Here is a 13,884-nt window from a genome sequence, read left to right on the forward strand (position 1 = left end):
ATCGGAGGCCTCGGCTGGACCTTGCCCCGGCAATCCGGCAGACAGAGCGCCGCATGCGAGGCGCAACAGCAGCCGCGTTCGAATTCCGGCCAAGCGTTGCGCGCGAAGCTTCCGGTCGGGATCCGCAACGCCGCCATCCTCGCCCTGAGCGCCGAGGACCATTATGTGAGGGTACGGACCGACCGAGGCGAGGCCTTGATCTTGATGAATCTCGCCGCCGCGATTGCGGCGCTCGGCGAGGAGGCTGGCGTGCGGGTCCATCGCTCGCATTGGGTGTCGCGCCAGCTCGCCGAAAAGTCGTCGATGCGAGGCGGCCGGCGCGGCGTCCACGTCAATGACGATACGGTGCTGCCCGTCAGCCGTTCGGGCCGAAAGCTGCTGAACGAGGTGGCCCGGCCGTGAAAGCCTGGTGCTTCACCGCGGACAATCGCTCTCAGCTGGCGCGCGCCTGATCGCGGCCGATCTCTTCTAGATGCTGCTGCAGTGCCATCTGGTCCAGCGAATGGATCGGCAGATTGGTGAACAGGCCGATGCGATTGCTCATCATGCGGTAGGCGTCGGCGAAGGCGAAATGCTGCTCGGCGTCGTTGCCGGTGGCTTTGGAGGGGTCCGGCACCGCCCAAAGCGCCGTCATCGGATGGCCGGGCCAGATCGGGCAGCTTTCGTTTGCCGTGCTGTCGCAGAGCGTGAAGACGAAATTCATCTCCGGCGCATCCGGTCCTGAGAATTCGTCCCAGCCTTTCGAGCGGGCGAAGGATGTGTCGTAGTTCAGGCTCTCCAGAAGCTGCAGAGCATAGGGATTGACGGTGCCCTTGGGATTCGCGCCGGCGGAATAGGCCTTGAAGCGGCCGGCGCCGAGCCGGTTGAGAATGGCTTCGCCCATGATCGAGCGGGCCGAGTTGGCGTTGCAGAGAAAAAGAACATTGTAGACGTGACCGGCCATTCCGAATCCCTCCGTGTTTGCCATGCAAAAGACAGAATGCGATGCGGATCACAGGTTTGTGATGGTACACGTTTTCGCGGCCGATTTCTGCAGCTTGCGGCGTTCGATTTTCGTCGAAGGTCAGAGATTCCTAGCGGTTGGCCCGACGAGGCGCGACTGATGGACAGCCCAGCTCCGGCAACGCATCGGAATACCGGCTTCTTCCGCGCACGCTGGAGAGGCGAAGCGCCGCTTGACCGGCTGTTCTGGCGCGACATGCTGCTTGTCGGCACGGCAATCAGCATTGCCTCGTCGGCGCTGGCGCTTGTCCTGCTCGGGCTGAAGCTGCCGCTCTGGCTGGTGCTCGCCGTGCATTTTCTCCCCGTTCCCTACAACATCTTCCTCACCATCGCCGTCTGGCGCACGGCGGAGAAGGCCGGCGGCTTCAAGGCGCAGCTGATGATGCTGGGCTCCGCGCTCTGGTTGATCGCGGCCGCTGTCGTCTGAAGATATTTCCCTGGAATTGAGGAGCATGAAAAAGGGCGGCCGAAGCCGCCCTTTCGGAAACTCGAAGCGAAGCCGGTCAGGCCGCAGGCTCGAAGCGCAGCGCCACGCCGTTGATGCAATAGCGCAGGCCGGTCGGCGGCGGGCCGTCCTCGAAGACGTGGCCGAGATGGCTGCCGCAGCGCGAGCAGTGGCACTCGGTGCGCACCATGCCGTAGCTGCGGTCGACGGTGTTCTCGATCGAGCCCGGAACGGGATCGTTGAAGCTCGGCCAGCCGGTACCGCTCTCGAACTTGAGCTTGGATTCGAACAGCGGCTGGTCGCAGCCGACGCAATGGAAGGTACCGGCGCGCTTCTCATAGAGCAGGGCGCAGCTGCCGGGACGCTCGGTGCCGTGGTTGCGCATGACGGCATACTGCTCCGGCGTCAGCCGGGCGCGCCACTCGGCATCGGTGCGGGTGACGGGATAGGCGTGGGTGTCCATGAAATCTCCTCGGCCTTGGCGGCTCGTTGTTGCTTGCACCGGGTATTCGCCCGAACATAGGACTTTGTTACAGGCGCTGCCAGCGAAAGTGGGTTAGTGCTTGCGCGACAACTGCCTCGTCGCTGCCTCGAGCCCGGCCAGCGTCAGCGGAAACATGCGGCCGCCGAAGATATCGCTGACCATGCCGATCGAGTGGGTATAGCGCCAGTTCTTCTCGGCTTCGGGATTGAGCCAGATCGCGTTCGGCCATTGCTGCAACAGGCGCGCCAGCCACACGCTTCCGGCCTCGGGGTTCCAGTGCTCGACCGAGCCGCCGGGATGGGCGATCTCGTAAGGGCTCATCGAGGCGTCGCCGACGACGATCACCTTGTAGTCCGGTCCGTATTTGTGGATGAGGTCGAAGGTCGGGATCGTCTCGGCGAGACGCCGGCGATTGTCCTTCCAGACGCGCTCGTAGAGGCAGTTGTGGAAGTAGAAATATTCGAGCTGGCGGAACTCGGCTCGCGCGGCGGAGAACAGCTCCTCGACGCCGCGTATATGGTCGTCCATCGAGCCGCCGACGTCGAAGAACATCAAAAGTTTAACGGCATTACGCCGCTCGGGCCGCGTCTTGACATCGAGATAGCCATGCTCGGCGGTGGCGTGGATGGTGCCGGGCAGGTCGAACTCTTCCTCGGCGCCCTCTCGCACCCAGCGGCGCAGCCGCTTCAGCGCCACCTTGATGTTGCGGGTGCCGAGCTCGACGGTATCGTCGAAATTCCTGAACTCGCGCTTGTCCCAGACTTTCACCGCGCGGCGATGCCGGCTCTCGTGCTGGCCGATGCGCACGCCTTCGGGGTTGTAGCCATAGGCGCCGAAGGGCGAGGTGCCGCCGGTGCCGATCCATTTCGAGCCGCCCTGATGGCGGCCTTTCTGTTCCTCCAGCCGCTGCTTCAAGGTCTCCATCAGCTTGTCGAAGCCGCCCAGCGCCTCGACCAGCTTTTTCTCCTCGTCGGTCAGGTGCTTTTCAGCCAGCCGGCGCAGCCATTCCTCGGGAATGTTGGCGACATCGACGGCATCCGGGCCGCCGAGCGCCTCGACGCCCTTGAAGACATGCGCGAAGACCTGGTCGAAGCGGTCGATATGGCGCTCGTCCTTCACCAGGGCTGAGCGCGCGAGGTAGTAGAAACCCTCGACATCATAGTCGACCAGCCCGGCTTCCAGCCCTTCCAGCAGCGACAGATATTCCCTGAGCGAAACGGGAACCCGCGCGGCCTTCAGTTCCAGGAAGAAGGGGATGAACATGGTTGGATTGTTATCTGTGTCCCTCGATCTTTTCTCGGGCAGCGCTCGCAATGAAAGCGGAGCGCGTGAGGCCTCGCCGCCCGGCCTCTTCGTCGATTGCAGCCAAAAGGCCGGCGTCCAACGAAAGGTTGGCTCGTACAGGTCGCCCGGAATCGATCAGCACCGGAATCATCACCGCAGATTCGCCGGCACCGCTGTCGATTTCGCCTGCTCGCAATAGATCCGCCATGGTACGGGGGGGCGGCATGGGCAACTGCTTTGCCATCCGTGCTTCAGCCCATTCACGCATCGCCGAGGTTGCGTCGGCGATCGCTTCCTCGGGGTTCGCGCCGCCGCCATGGCAGCCAGGAAGATCGGGAACGCGCACGCCCCAAACATCCTCTGCGCCATCGAGAATTCCGACATAGTGCGTCATGCAACTCGTCCTCACACCCACCCGGCGAGCCGGGCGATAGATCGCGCGACGCCGGGAGACTGTTCGCGATGCCTCGGCACGATGATTACGATCTCTGGTTTCTCCGGATGCTCGTATTTGTCGTGCTTGCCTCCACCGACACTCACCCAACCATCACGTAACAGCCTCGCGATGATCTTGCGTGTGTTGGCTTCGATCAGCGGCATCACAAACTCTATGGATGCGCAATATATTGCGCAAAATTGGTGATTTCAACTGGTAGTTCTCACAACAAATCGTATTCGATGAAGCCTGTCCGCCTTGCCACATGATCGTAAAGCCGGCGCGCGGTGGCGTTGGTCTCGTGCGTCATCCAGTAGACGTTCTTGACACCGATCTTGCCGGCCTCGTCCTGGACCGCCTTGATAAGCGCCGCGCCAACGCCCTTGCCTCGCACTTCGGGGTCGGCGAACAGGTCCTGCAAATAGCAGTTGTTGACCAGCGACCAGCAGGAGCGGTGGTAGAGGTAATGGGTCAGGCCGACGGCCTTGCCGTCCAGTGTGGCGATAAAGCCCTTCGGCTCGAACTCGCCAGCCGTGAACAGCCGCTTCCAGGTCAGGTCATAGACCTCTTCCGGCAGCTTGGTCTCGTAGAAGGTGAGGTAAGCGGTCCACAGGCGCCGCCAGTCGGCATGGTCGGACTGGGTGAGCGGGCGGATGGTGATCTCGGACATTTTTCTCCTCCAATGCTTTAACGGCAAGCTGCGGCAGCGGCCGCCTGCCGGCAACGGTCCACAGAAGGGGAAAGCGCTATTGCTGCCTTCTGGCCATGAACGCCAGGCGCTCGAACAGATGCACGTCCTGCTCGTTCTTCAACAGCGCGCCATGCAGTTTCGGCAGCATGTTCTTCGGGTCGGCGCGCAAATCCTCCGGCGCGATGTCGTCGGCGACCAAAAGGCGGATCCAGTCCAGCGCCTCGGAGGTCGATGGCTTCTTCTTCAGGCCTGGCACGTCACGGATCTCGTAGAACTGGGTCAGCGCCGCCCGCACCAAATTCTGCTTGATGCCGGGATAGTGCACGTCGACGATGCGGTGCAGCGTGTCGATGTCGGGGAAGCGGATATAGTGGAAGAAGCAGCGGCGCAGGAAGGCGTCCGGCAGTTCCTTCTCGTTGTTCGAGGTGATGATGACGATCGGCCGGAATTCGGCGCGGATCGTCTCGCCGGTCTCGTAGACGAAGAACTCCATCCGATCGAGCTCCTGCAGGAGGTCGTTCGGGAATTCGATGTCGGCCTTGTCGATCTCGTCGATCAGGAGCACGACCTTCTTGTGTGCCGCAAAGGCATCCCACAGCTTGCCGCGTTTGATGTAGTTGGCGATGTCGTTGAAGCGCTCGTCGCCGAGCTGGCTGTCGCGCAGCCGCGAGACGGCATCATATTCGTAGAGCCCCTGCTGCGCCTTGGTGGTCGACTTGACGTTCCATTCGATGAACTCCAGGCCGAGCGCCGACGCCACTTGCCGGGCAAGCTCGGTCTTGCCGGTGCCGGGCTCGCCCTTGACCAGCAACGGCCGCTCCAGCGCGATCGCGGCGTTGACCGCGACCATCAGATCCTTGTCGGCGACATAAGCCGCTGTGCCTTCGAAACGCATTTCTTCTCCGGGTCGTTTTGCGGCGACCGTAAGGAGCCATGCGCATGCGCGCAAGCTTCCAAGCCAAAGTGGCCCACCTTGGCGATAACCGACCAAGCAAATAACGCTCAAGCGGCCATCCGTTTCTCTGGCGCTCGGCCAACCACCGGCCTATATTCGCTTCCGGCGGTCTGCGCTTCCCGGCAGGAGAAACTTATCCCCGGGGCCTTATCGATCCTTAGGGAGCTGTCCCTGGGAAGACTCGTGGGTTTTCTCACACGGCGCCCACCTACTTTGTAGGCACCCGGGATCGACCTCTCCACCGGTTGTGTGGATCGTCACTCTCCCGTTTTTGGGGGACTTGCGCGGGCTCTTTGCTTGACGCAATTCCGGACGGAAAACCGCTGCGCACTTTTCCTGGAATTGCGTTAGAAAACGTCGTTCCTGCGACTCCATCCAAATCTGACCTTTTCTAGCGTCGGCGCATGTCACCTTCCAAAGATCTGAAAAAACAGCTTCGCAAGGAAGCGCTGGCGCGACGCGATGCGCTCGACGAATTCTGGCGCGTCGAGATCGCGCTTGAGATGGCCGAGACCGCGAAGGAAAAAATCGACTTCGAGCCCGGCCGGATCATCTCCGGCTTCTGGCCGATGCGCTCGGAAGTCGATGTGCGCCCGCTGATGTTCGCGTTGCGCGAGAAGGGCGCCAGGCTTTGCCTGCCGGCGATCCTCGACAAGACCACGATCGTCTTTCGCGAACTGGTGCGCGGCGCGCCCATGGTCGAGATGGGGTTCGGCACGGTCGGGCCGCATGAGGAGGCGGAAGTGCTCGACCCGACATTGATGCTGGTGCCGCTTGCCGCCTTCGATGCCCGCGGCCACCGCATCGGTTATGGCGCCGGCTACTACGACCGCGCCATCGCCAGGCTGGCCGAAAAGGGCATCACGCCGAGACTGATCGGCATCGCCTTCGACTGCCAGGAAGTCGAGCGAGTGCCGGAAGAGAATCATGACGTCATCATTGCGGAAATACTGACCGAGAGCGGGTTGCGGCGCTTCGACATCGCTTAAAATATCGCGATCTGCTTAACTCGTTTCAAAGAACCGTCGAGTAATATTCCTGCAATATAGTCCGAGCCGACGAGGGTCGTGGTGTTTATCTTCGCACGCTACTTGCTGATGCCTTTCGCCCTGATCGCGGTGACGCTGTTTGCCATGGCGTCCCACATCGTCGTAACGACCCTGCATCACCAGGCTGCCTGGCAGCGGACGGTCGCCACCGTAACGGATGTCAGTCCCTACAGCGAAACGCGGGCGAACGGTCTCGTCACAGATGGTATCAATGTCGCCGTCTCTTACATCGCCAACGAGACACCGATGACATGGTCCGGCAAGGACAAGGACATCGGCCTCTACATAGCAGCCAAGGGCGACCAGGTGGAATTCCTCTACGATCCCGCCGATCCATCGAACCTCGACACGGCGGCGATGAAAGGATGGCGCGGCGGGCTGCTGCTGCTTGCCGTCACTGGCGGGTTCACTGTGTTCTACGTCTGGTTCTTCTGGCTGCGCGGGCGCCGTGTCGCGGCTTGACGTTCGCGCTCATCTGGCGAATACTACTGAATTCCAGTAGGTCTGAATGCTTGAATTCGAGTGGGACGACGAGAAAGCTGCGACAAATCTTGCCAAGCACGGCGTGGCATTTTCGGATGCGAAACGCCTGTTCGACGACATTCATGCGCTGCATTATTCGGATCGCTCCATGGACTACGAAGAGGAGCGTTTCATCAGCATCGGTATCGTCAACGGGTTGGTGCTGACAGTGGTTTACACCGAACGCGGCGACCGAATAAGACTGATCTCGGCCAGAAAGGCGACGCGCCATGAGCGGAAGGCATATGACCAAGCACGCCAAGACAGAATCCGGAACCGATTGGGACCGTCTGCGCACCATGAGCGATGCGGATGCGGAAGCTGGAGCTTTGACGGACAGGGACAATCCTCCGATCAGCACGGATCGGCCGGGCATTGCGGCTGTTGCATGTGTCAAAGTGATCCGCCGGGCCTTGCACCTCACCCAGGAGGAATTCTCCGTCCGCTATCGCATTCCGCTCGGCACGCTAAGGGACTGGGAGCAAGGCAGGACCGAGCCGGACCAGGCGGCGCAGGCTTATTTGCAGGTTATCGCCAAGGAGCCGGAAACGGTGTCGCGGGCGCTTGGCACGCGTAGCGCCGCATGAGACTCCTCTTCCTCGGCGACATGGTTGGCAAGACAGGGCGCACCGCAGTGTGGGAACAGCTGCCGGGGCTGATTTCCGACTTCAAGCTCGACTTCGTCATTGTCAATGGCGAGAACGCCGCCGGCGGCTTCGGCATCACCGAGGAGATTTTTCGCGAGACGCTTGCCGCCGGCGCGGATGTCGTCACCACCGGCAACCATGTCTGGGACCAGCGCGACGCGCTGATCTTCGCGCCGCGCGAGGAGCGCTTCCTGCGTCCTTCCAATTTTCCCAAGGGCACGCCGGGGCGCGGCTCGGGCGTCTACATCGCCAGGAACGGCGCGCGCGTGCTGGTGACCAACATCATGGGGCGCGTCTTCATGCACCCCGAACTGGATGACCCCTTCCAGGCCGGCGAGCGCGAGCTCGCCGCTTGTCCGCTCGGCGAGCAGGCCGATGCGGCCATCGTCGATTTCCATGCCGAGGCGACTTCGGAGAAAATGTGCTTCGCGCATTTCGTCGACGGCCGCGCCAGCCTCGTGGTCGGCACGCACACGCATCAGCCGACCGCCGACCATCAGATACTCAATGGCGGCACGGCCTATATCTCGGATGCCGGCATGTGCGGCGACTATGATTCCTCGCTTGGCATGGACAAGGAAGAGCCGCTCAACCGCTTCCTGTCGAAGGTGCCGAAGGGGCGTTTCGAGGCAGCGAGCGGACCTGCGACGCTCTGCGGCGTAGGCGTCGATATTTCCGACCGCACGGGGCTTGCCGAAAAAATCGCGCCGTTTCGTCGCGGCCCGCGGCTGGAAGAAACGGCACCGTCTTTCTGGCCCTGAGATTGATATAGGCGAGGTCAGTGCCTAACTGGCGACGAAACTGCTCTAGATCGTAGAGGGGACGACCTCCATGCAGCTTGTCGAATTTCTGGCGCCGCACTTCCACTTTGTTTCCGATCCGACCGCATGGGTCGCGCTTTTGACCCTGGTGGTGCTCGAGATCGTGCTCGGCATCGACAATCTGATCTTCATCTCGATCCTGACCAACAAGCTGCCGGAGGCGCAGCGCGCCCGTGCGCGGCGGCTGGGCATCTCGGCCGCGCTGGTCATGCGCCTTATCCTGCTCGCCACGATCTCGATCATCGTGCAATTGACGGCGCCGGTGTTCACGGCGTTCGGGCACGGCTTTTCCTGGCGCGACCTGATCCTGATCGCCGGCGGCCTGTTCCTGGTGTGGAAGGCGACCAAGGAAATCCACCACACGGTCGATCCGCAGGATCATCAGGACACGATGGTGGGCACGCTGCAGATGAGTCTTGCTGGCGCCATCTTCCAGATCCTTTTGCTCGACCTCGTCTTCTCGATCGATTCCATCATCACCGCCGTCGGCATGACCGACGAGATCGCCATCATGTATATCGCCGTGATCGTGGCGGTGAGCGTGATGATGCTGGCGGCGACGCCGCTTGCCAATTTCATCGCCAGGAACCCCAGCATCGTCATGCTGGCGCTGGGCTTCCTCTTGATGATCGGCATGACGCTGATCGCCGACGGCATGGGCTACCACGTGCCCAAGGGTTACATATACGCCGCCATGGGCTTTTCGGCGCTGGTCGAGGGACTCAACATGCTGGCACGGAATCGCAAGAAGCAAGGGTCCGGCGGCGGGCATTGATGGCAACGTAACCGGCCGCGAGCGGCGATCGCTCCCGGCTCCGGCTCATTTACGTTCCGAGGTCGGCAGTTCACCGCGCATTTCGCTGGGGTAGAACCCTTCACGCAGATTGATGCCGTATTCGACGTAAGCCTTCATGCAAGACAGCATCTGCGACCAGCCCTCGCAATTGCCATAGGATGATTTGCGGCCGGCCTCGTCCTCGCGCCATCCGCTTTCGGCAATGGTGACGAAGGTGCCGCCGTCATCCAGCGCCTCGAAGCTCATTTCGATCGTGGTCTTGTAAGCCGGTACGACCCCGGGGCCGCTGCCATCCCAACGCAGCACGATGCGCTTGTTGGGAACCACTTCTTCGACCTCGACCGGCACGGTCTTCCACCAGGTGACGGTGGTGCCGGCGACCAGCGGGGCACTCGCGCCGCCAAGGGTCGTAAAATAACCACTGAGCTTCGTCGGGTTGACGACGGCGTCGAAGACCTCGGCTACCGGCTTGCCGATGCGTCCGGAAATCCTGAATCCAAGGGACATATCCACATCTCCTTCCTTGCTCGTTCGAACAATATGTTATATAAATATAACATGTCAAGTCAAACCGCGGACGACCATGTTTTCAAGGCCTTGGCGCATCCGCGTCGGCGCGAATTGCTGGATCGTCTGAAGGATCAGCCGCAGACCACGGGCGCGTTGTGCGAGGCCTTTGCGGACATGGATCGCTGCACGGTGATGATGCATCTCAAGGTGCTTGAGGAAGCCGATCTGGTGGTGGCCAAGCGCGAGGGGCGCGAGCGCTGGAACCATCTCAACGCCTTGCCGATCCGGCAGATCCACGATCGCTGGATCAGCCAGTATGCCGGCCATGCGATCAGCATTCTCGACCGGCTGAAGTCGGATCTGGAGGGGTGAACCTTTCCCCGCAGGCTGTATTCGGCCGCGTCGACGCCGGAGTGACGGCGCGGCTGGACGAATTGAGCCGATTTATCTATAAGCCGGCCATTCCGACAAAGAGCGCCGCATGCCTTCGCAGGCATGCCTGTAGCGTTCTGAAATTGAATTCGAGCAGTTGCGGATGGTGAAATGGTCTCATTTCGCTCCGCGACGCTCTAGCCGAACACGACAGGGGTGCCATGGCTGGCCATTCGCAGTTTAAGAACATCATGCACCGCAAGGGCCGCCAGGACGCGGTGCGGTCGAAAATGTTTTCCAAGCTGGCGCGCGAAATCACCGTCGCCGCCAAGACCGGGACGCCGGACCCGGCGATGAACCCGAGGCTTCGCCTTGCGGTGCAGAACGCCAAGGCCGTGTCGATGCCGAAGGACAACATCCAGCGCGCCATCAACAAGGCGTCCGCGGGCGATGGCGAGAACTACGAGTCGGTGCGCTACGAGGGCTACGGCCCGGGCGGCGTGGCGCTGATCGTCGAGGCGTTGACCGACAACCGCAACCGCTCCGCCTCCAACGTCCGCGCCGCCTTCACCAAGGCCGGCGGGGCGCTCGGCGAAACCGGCTCGGTGTCGTTCATGTGGAACCGCGTCGGCGAGATCTATTACCCGGCTTCGGCCGGCAGCGCCGACAAGGTGATGGAAGCCGCGATCGAGGCCGGCGCCGACGACGTCGAGTCCGACGAGGAAGGCCACACCATCTATTGCGGTTTCGAAAACATGGGCGAAGTATCGAAGTCGCTCGAAGCCGCGCTCGGCGAAGCGGAATCGGTCAAGCCGATCTGGCAGCCGCAGAACAACGTACCGGTCGACGAAGAACGGGCGCAGTCGCTGATGAAGCTGGTCGCCACCCTCGAGGACGATGACGACGTGCAGAGCGTCTACGCCAATTTCGAGGTCGACGACGAGACCATGGCCAAGCTCAGCGCGGCTTGAGCCTGAACGGCATGAGCGAGAAGCCGCTGCCTACCATCCGCATCACCTATTGCACGCAATGCCAATGGCTGTTGCGCGCAGGGTGGATGGCGCAGGAGCTGCTTTCGACCTTCGGCACCGATCTCGGCGAGGTGACGCTGGTGCCGGGCACCGGCGGCATTTTTGCGATCTCCTGCAACGAGGTGCTTGTGTGGGACCGCAAGCGGGATGGTGGTTTTCCTGATGCGGCGAAGCTCAAGCAGCTGGTCCGCGACGTCATCGATCCGGACCGGGATCTGGGACACGCCGATCGCAAAGGTCATAAACCGAAAGACCCCGCCTGAGGCGGGGCCTTTCGCATTCGCGGGCTGCTCAGATCAATGCCATGATGAAGCAGGCCATCGACACGATGGCGGTGACGGTGCGGACGTGGTTCCACATCACCCATTGGTTCAGATGGTTCGCCCACACGGCGGCGCCGTTGGCGCTCTCCGGATCGACCGCGGCTAAGGCATCGTTGAGCGGAACGTTGAAGACCATGGTCACTAGCGGATTGCCGACGAAATAGATCACAGCGCCGGCAAGCAGCCAGTACGAGCCCGACTGGCTCCAGCCGAAGAGCACGGCGGCAATGAGCACCAGGCAGATGAGACCGGTGCCGAACAGCGCCGTCATGAAGGTCGGGGTGATCACCGTGACGTTGATCGAATTCATCGCCGCGATGCCCGCCGGGACAGGCAGCCGGGCAAGTGCCGCCATGACGAAATTGGAAAAGGCGAAGAACACGCCACCGACGACGCCCGAGCCGATCGCGGCAATGAAGGTGAGGGTGGGAAGAAGTTTCATCATCTCAGTTACTCCAGATGCCGCTGGCGGCGGTTTCGGTTGCGTAGGCAAAAAAGTCCTTCGGCTGACGGCCGAGCGCGCGCTGCACGCCGTCGGTCAGCGTCTCGTTGCGGCCGTCGAGCACTTCGGTGAAGAGCTCGTTGAGCAGCCAGGCGAATTCCGGCGGCAGGTCGTGTGCCGCTATCGTTTCGGTGAATTCGGCATGCGAGATCTGCCGGTAGCGAATATCGCGGCCGGTGGCCTCGCCGATCTCGGCGACGGCGTCAGCGAAGCTCAGCAGCCTTGGGCCGGTGAGCTCATAGAGCTGGCCGATATGGCCGGGCTCGGTCAGCACGGCTGCGGCGACATCGGCGATGTCGTCGACGTCGACGAAGGGTTCGCCGACAGCGCCGACGGGCAAGGCGACTTCGCCTTCGAGGATGGACTCGATCAGGAAGCCCTCGCTGAAATTCTGCGAGAACCAGGAGCAGCGCAGGATCGTCCAGTCGGCGCCCGAAGCCTTGACCATCTCCTCGGCGCGCTGTGCTTCCGTTTCGCCACGGCCGGAAAGCAGCACCAGCCGCTTGATGCCGCGTTTCGCCGCGAGCCGGGCCAGCGCCTCGACCGTTTCGGCGGCGCCCGGTACGGCGATGTCCGGGTAGTAGCTGATGTAGACGGCACCGATGCCTTCGAGCGCCGCATCCCAAGTGCTTTTGTCCAGCCAGTCGAAGGGCGGCGTGCCGTTGCGCGAGCCGATCCGCACGGGAATGCCCTTTGCGGTCAATCGCTCGGCGAGCCGGCGTCCGGTCTTGCCGGTGCCGCCCAGGATCAAAATCGGTTTTTGTGTCGTGTCGGTCATCTCGATCTCCTTGTTACAAACATGAGTAATCCTCACATTTGCAAAACGTGATAAACCCTCGTATTTTGTGAGTCAAGCCAGTTTTCGAGAAAATCGTCCGGAGAGAGCCATGGATGAGAGAACCGCGAAGCCGGACCAGGCCGCCATCGCTTCGCCGCGCCGGTCGCCGAGCCAGCAGCGCAGCCGAGAGCGGGTCGAGCGCATGCTTGCGGCCGCCTCGGCGCTGATTGCCGAGCAGGGCAGCGATGCCATGCGCATGGGCGAGGTGGCGGAAAAGGCCGGGGTGTCGATCGGCTCGCTCTACCAGTTCTTTCCGGACAAGCGGGCGATCGTCTGGGCCTTGGCCGAGCGTTACACTGCCGAAAGCCAGGCCTGCATTTCGGCCGCGCTAACCGATGTCGGGGACGCTGGAGGGCTGAAGCAGGCGTTTTCGGAGCTGGTCGATATCTACTACCAGCTGTTCCTGGCTGAGCCGGTGATGCGCGACATCTGGTCGGGCACGCAGGCCGACAAGGCGCTGCGCGAGCTCGAACTGGCCGACAGCCGGGCCAACGCCGAATTCCTGGTCGCGGTGCTCAAGCGGCTGCGGCCCGATGCCGATCCAGTCCAGCTGGAAACGACGGCATTCCTGGTCTGGCAGATGGGCGAGGCCGCCGTGCGGCTGGCAATCTCCGTCGATCGCGAGGAGGGCGACAGGCTGGTCGCGGCCTACAAAGGCATGGCGCTGAGGGAACTGCTGGCGGAGTAAGTGCCTCTGAACATCAAGGGGGCATGGAATAGGTGAGGGGTTGTTATTCGAAATTCCGCTCTACTCCTGAACCAGCGTTGCCAGCAGACGAGTGCAAGCACATCAGCGATTTACCGGCTCCCGCGCTTTCGCGGACAACTGCCTCAGGACATCCACGAAATCATCAAAGCGCTCCTTGCCCACCTCTTCGGACCACTGCTCATGCAACAGGCGAAGGCATTGGAAAATCGCTGCGACCACTTCATGGCCCCGCGGCGTCAGATAGACCAGCCGGCGATCGCTGCCGGTGGCGGCGCGGCGCTCGACATAGCCCAGGTCTTCAAGCTGGCTGATCAGGTAGTTCACAGCCTGTCGTGACATCCGCTTCTGCCGTGCCAGTTCGGATGGCCTCATGCCATCCGGCAGGGGAAACGAGAAAACGGCAAAGTGCGCCTCCTGGAAGTCGATGAATCCCGCTTCGTGAATGGCTTGCAGCATGCGGTCGCGCA

Annotated in this window: 22 protein-coding genes, 1 other RNA gene and 1 pseudogene; 13 read left to right on the top strand and 11 right to left on the bottom strand. The window is 62.1% G+C overall.

The window, feature by feature from the left end:
• On the top strand, window positions 1-402 hold a 402-nt coding region (locus KVT37_RS31130; protein ID WP_217578853.1), incomplete at its 5' end, for a LytTR family DNA-binding domain-containing protein.
• A gap of 31 nt (window positions 403-433) precedes the next feature.
• Here the strand turns inward: KVT37_RS31130 and KVT37_RS31135 are convergent.
• Window positions 434-943: an arsenate reductase ArsC gene (locus KVT37_RS31135; protein ID WP_217578854.1), complete on the bottom strand. Its 510-nt coding sequence runs from the start codon at window positions 941-943 to the stop codon at window positions 434-436.
• Window positions 944-1,102: 159 nt separating this feature from the next.
• Between KVT37_RS31135 and KVT37_RS31140 the strand changes: the two genes are divergently transcribed.
• Window positions 1,103-1,429 (top strand): hypothetical protein, encoded by a 327-nt coding sequence (locus tag KVT37_RS31140; protein ID WP_217578855.1) that lies wholly within the window; start codon window positions 1,103-1,105, stop codon window positions 1,427-1,429.
• Between the two features lie 76 nt (window positions 1,430-1,505).
• Here the strand turns inward: KVT37_RS31140 and msrB are convergent, their stop codons facing one another.
• The 6 genes from msrB to KVT37_RS31170 all read right to left on the bottom strand — a co-directional run bounded on the left by msrB (window position 1,506) and on the right by KVT37_RS31170 (window position 5,237).
• The gene (msrB, locus tag KVT37_RS31145; RefSeq protein ID WP_217578856.1) at window positions 1,506-1,910 is read right to left on the bottom strand and encodes a peptide-methionine (R)-S-oxide reductase MsrB; all 405 of its coding nucleotides are present in this window, start codon (window positions 1,908-1,910) and stop codon (window positions 1,506-1,508) included.
• Window positions 1,911-2,003: 93 nt separating this feature from the next.
• Window positions 2,004-3,194 carry a VWA domain-containing protein gene (locus KVT37_RS31150; RefSeq protein ID WP_217578857.1) on the bottom strand — a complete coding sequence of 397 codons (1,191 nt, stop codon included), beginning with the start codon at window positions 3,192-3,194 and terminating at the stop codon, window positions 2,004-2,006.
• A gap of 10 nt (window positions 3,195-3,204) precedes the next feature.
• A complete protein-coding gene (locus KVT37_RS31155; RefSeq protein ID WP_217578858.1) occupies window positions 3,205-3,609 on the bottom strand; it encodes a type II toxin-antitoxin system HicB family antitoxin in 405 nt (134 codons plus the stop codon).
• Window positions 3,610-3,620: 11 nt separating this feature from the next.
• Window positions 3,621-3,815, bottom strand: a complete 195-nt coding sequence (locus tag KVT37_RS31160; RefSeq protein WP_217578859.1) for a type II toxin-antitoxin system HicA family toxin — start codon at window positions 3,813-3,815, stop codon at window positions 3,621-3,623.
• A 59-nt stretch (window positions 3,816-3,874) separates the two neighbouring features.
• Window positions 3,875-4,321, bottom strand: a complete 447-nt coding sequence (locus KVT37_RS31165) for a GNAT family N-acetyltransferase (protein ID WP_217578860.1) — start codon at window positions 4,319-4,321, stop codon at window positions 3,875-3,877.
• A 76-nt stretch (window positions 4,322-4,397) separates the two neighbouring features.
• Window positions 4,398-5,237 (bottom strand): MoxR family ATPase, encoded by an 840-nt coding sequence (locus KVT37_RS31170; protein WP_217578861.1) that lies wholly within the window; start codon window positions 5,235-5,237, stop codon window positions 4,398-4,400.
• Between the two features lie 164 nt (window positions 5,238-5,401).
• On the opposite strand from KVT37_RS31170, the gene ssrS reads away from it, so the two are divergent.
• The 7 genes and pseudogenes from ssrS (at window position 5,402) to KVT37_RS31205 (ending at window position 9,111) form a co-directional block, all read left to right on the top strand.
• A non-coding RNA gene (gene ssrS, locus KVT37_RS31175) (6S RNA) lies at window positions 5,402-5,557 on the top strand.
• A 144-nt stretch (window positions 5,558-5,701) separates the two neighbouring features.
• Window positions 5,702-6,286, top strand: coding sequence for a 5-formyltetrahydrofolate cyclo-ligase (locus tag KVT37_RS31180; protein WP_217578862.1), 585 nt, complete (start codon window positions 5,702-5,704; stop codon window positions 6,284-6,286).
• A gap of 81 nt (window positions 6,287-6,367) precedes the next feature.
• On the top strand, window positions 6,368-6,808 hold the full coding sequence (locus tag KVT37_RS31185) for a DUF3592 domain-containing protein (protein WP_217578863.1): 441 nt from the start codon (window positions 6,368-6,370) through the stop codon (window positions 6,806-6,808).
• Between the two features lie 46 nt (window positions 6,809-6,854).
• Window positions 6,855-7,091: pseudogene (locus tag KVT37_RS31190) on the top strand (BrnT family toxin); the annotation flags it as partial.
• A gap of 22 nt (window positions 7,092-7,113) precedes the next feature.
• Window positions 7,114-7,455, top strand: a complete 342-nt coding sequence (locus tag KVT37_RS31195) for a helix-turn-helix domain-containing protein (RefSeq protein WP_254634384.1) — start codon at window positions 7,114-7,116, stop codon at window positions 7,453-7,455.
• Window positions 7,452-8,276: a TIGR00282 family metallophosphoesterase gene (locus tag KVT37_RS31200; RefSeq protein WP_217578864.1), complete on the top strand. Its 825-nt coding sequence runs from the start codon at window positions 7,452-7,454 to the stop codon at window positions 8,274-8,276. Before KVT37_RS31195 ends, KVT37_RS31200 begins: the two co-directional genes overlap by 4 nt.
• A 70-nt stretch (window positions 8,277-8,346) precedes the next feature.
• Complete coding sequence (locus KVT37_RS31205) at window positions 8,347-9,111, top strand: TerC family protein (protein ID WP_217578865.1); 765 nt, start codon at window positions 8,347-8,349, stop codon at window positions 9,109-9,111.
• Window positions 9,112-9,156: 45 nt separating this feature from the next.
• Here KVT37_RS31205 and KVT37_RS31210 read toward each other — a convergent pair whose 3' ends face one another.
• Entirely contained in the window at window positions 9,157-9,639 is a 483-nt protein-coding gene (locus KVT37_RS31210; RefSeq protein ID WP_217578866.1) for an SRPBCC domain-containing protein, read from the bottom strand.
• A gap of 51 nt (window positions 9,640-9,690) precedes the next feature.
• Here KVT37_RS31210 and KVT37_RS31215 point away from each other — a divergent pair, with 51 nt between their 5' ends.
• The 3 genes from KVT37_RS31215 (at window position 9,691) to KVT37_RS31225 (ending at window position 11,308) form a co-directional block, all read left to right on the top strand.
• The gene (locus KVT37_RS31215; RefSeq protein WP_217578867.1) at window positions 9,691-10,014 is read left to right on the top strand and encodes a helix-turn-helix transcriptional regulator; all 324 of its coding nucleotides are present in this window, start codon (window positions 9,691-9,693) and stop codon (window positions 10,012-10,014) included.
• A gap of 221 nt (window positions 10,015-10,235) precedes the next feature.
• A complete protein-coding gene (locus KVT37_RS31220; protein WP_217578868.1) occupies window positions 10,236-10,985 on the top strand; it encodes a YebC/PmpR family DNA-binding transcriptional regulator in 750 nt (249 codons plus the stop codon).
• 11 nt (window positions 10,986-10,996) lie between these two features.
• Entirely contained in the window at window positions 10,997-11,308 is a 312-nt protein-coding gene (locus tag KVT37_RS31225) for a SelT/SelW/SelH family protein (RefSeq protein WP_217578869.1), read from the top strand.
• Between the two features lie 28 nt (window positions 11,309-11,336).
• Here KVT37_RS31225 and KVT37_RS31230 read toward each other — a convergent pair whose 3' ends face one another.
• Together KVT37_RS31230 and KVT37_RS31235 are read right to left on the bottom strand one after the other, a co-directional pair.
• The gene (locus KVT37_RS31230; protein WP_217578870.1) at window positions 11,337-11,813 is read right to left on the bottom strand and encodes a DUF1772 domain-containing protein; all 477 of its coding nucleotides are present in this window, start codon (window positions 11,811-11,813) and stop codon (window positions 11,337-11,339) included.
• Window position 11,814: 1 nt separating this feature from the next.
• A complete protein-coding gene (locus KVT37_RS31235) occupies window positions 11,815-12,648 on the bottom strand; it encodes an NAD(P)H-binding protein (RefSeq protein ID WP_217578871.1) in 834 nt (277 codons plus the stop codon).
• Window positions 12,649-12,757: 109 nt separating this feature from the next.
• Between KVT37_RS31235 and KVT37_RS31240 the strand changes: the two genes are divergently transcribed.
• Window positions 12,758-13,396, top strand: a complete 639-nt coding sequence (locus KVT37_RS31240) for a TetR/AcrR family transcriptional regulator (RefSeq protein WP_217578872.1) — start codon at window positions 12,758-12,760, stop codon at window positions 13,394-13,396.
• Window positions 13,397-13,498: 102 nt separating this feature from the next.
• On the opposite strand, the gene KVT37_RS31245 is transcribed toward KVT37_RS31240, so the two are convergent.
• Window positions 13,499-13,884: MarR family winged helix-turn-helix transcriptional regulator (locus KVT37_RS31245; RefSeq protein WP_217578873.1), on the bottom strand; the 386-nt coding region annotated here is incomplete at its 5' end.

The organism is Mesorhizobium sp. GbtcB19 (assembly GCF_019091085.1).
GTDB lineage: Bacteria > Pseudomonadota > Alphaproteobacteria > Rhizobiales > Rhizobiaceae > Mesorhizobium.

Coding starts and splice junctions, on each gene's coding strand:
- KVT37_RS31135 (WP_217578854.1), bottom strand. CDS start 943: ATGGCCGGTCACGTCTACAATGTTCTTTTTCTCTGCAACGCCAACTCG.
- KVT37_RS31140 (WP_217578855.1), top strand. CDS start 1,103: ATGGACAGCCCAGCTCCGGCAACGCATCGGAATACCGGCTTCTTCCGC.
- msrB (WP_217578856.1), bottom strand. CDS start 1,910: ATGGACACCCACGCCTATCCCGTCACCCGCACCGATGCCGAGTGGCGC.
- KVT37_RS31150 (WP_217578857.1), bottom strand. CDS start 3,194: ATGTTCATCCCCTTCTTCCTGGAACTGAAGGCCGCGCGGGTTCCCGTT.
- KVT37_RS31155 (WP_217578858.1), bottom strand. CDS start 3,609: ATGACGCACTATGTCGGAATTCTCGATGGCGCAGAGGATGTTTGGGGC.
- KVT37_RS31160 (WP_217578859.1), bottom strand. CDS start 3,815: ATGCCGCTGATCGAAGCCAACACACGCAAGATCATCGCGAGGCTGTTA.
- KVT37_RS31165 (WP_217578860.1), bottom strand. CDS start 4,321: ATGTCCGAGATCACCATCCGCCCGCTCACCCAGTCCGACCATGCCGAC.
- KVT37_RS31170 (WP_217578861.1), bottom strand. CDS start 5,237: ATGCGTTTCGAAGGCACAGCGGCTTATGTCGCCGACAAGGATCTGATG.
- KVT37_RS31180 (WP_217578862.1), top strand. CDS start 5,702: ATGTCACCTTCCAAAGATCTGAAAAAACAGCTTCGCAAGGAAGCGCTG.
- KVT37_RS31195 (WP_254634384.1), top strand. CDS start 7,114: ATGACCAAGCACGCCAAGACAGAATCCGGAACCGATTGGGACCGTCTG.
- KVT37_RS31200 (WP_217578864.1), top strand. CDS start 7,452: ATGAGACTCCTCTTCCTCGGCGACATGGTTGGCAAGACAGGGCGCACC.
- KVT37_RS31205 (WP_217578865.1), top strand. CDS start 8,347: ATGCAGCTTGTCGAATTTCTGGCGCCGCACTTCCACTTTGTTTCCGAT.
- KVT37_RS31210 (WP_217578866.1), bottom strand. CDS start 9,639: ATGTCCCTTGGATTCAGGATTTCCGGACGCATCGGCAAGCCGGTAGCC.
- KVT37_RS31215 (WP_217578867.1), top strand. CDS start 9,691: ATGTCAAGTCAAACCGCGGACGACCATGTTTTCAAGGCCTTGGCGCAT.
- KVT37_RS31220 (WP_217578868.1), top strand. CDS start 10,236: ATGGCTGGCCATTCGCAGTTTAAGAACATCATGCACCGCAAGGGCCGC.
- KVT37_RS31225 (WP_217578869.1), top strand. CDS start 10,997: ATGAGCGAGAAGCCGCTGCCTACCATCCGCATCACCTATTGCACGCAA.
- KVT37_RS31230 (WP_217578870.1), bottom strand. CDS start 11,813: ATGATGAAACTTCTTCCCACCCTCACCTTCATTGCCGCGATCGGCTCG.
- KVT37_RS31235 (WP_217578871.1), bottom strand. CDS start 12,648: ATGACCGACACGACACAAAAACCGATTTTGATCCTGGGCGGCACCGGC.
- KVT37_RS31240 (WP_217578872.1), top strand. CDS start 12,758: ATGGATGAGAGAACCGCGAAGCCGGACCAGGCCGCCATCGCTTCGCCG.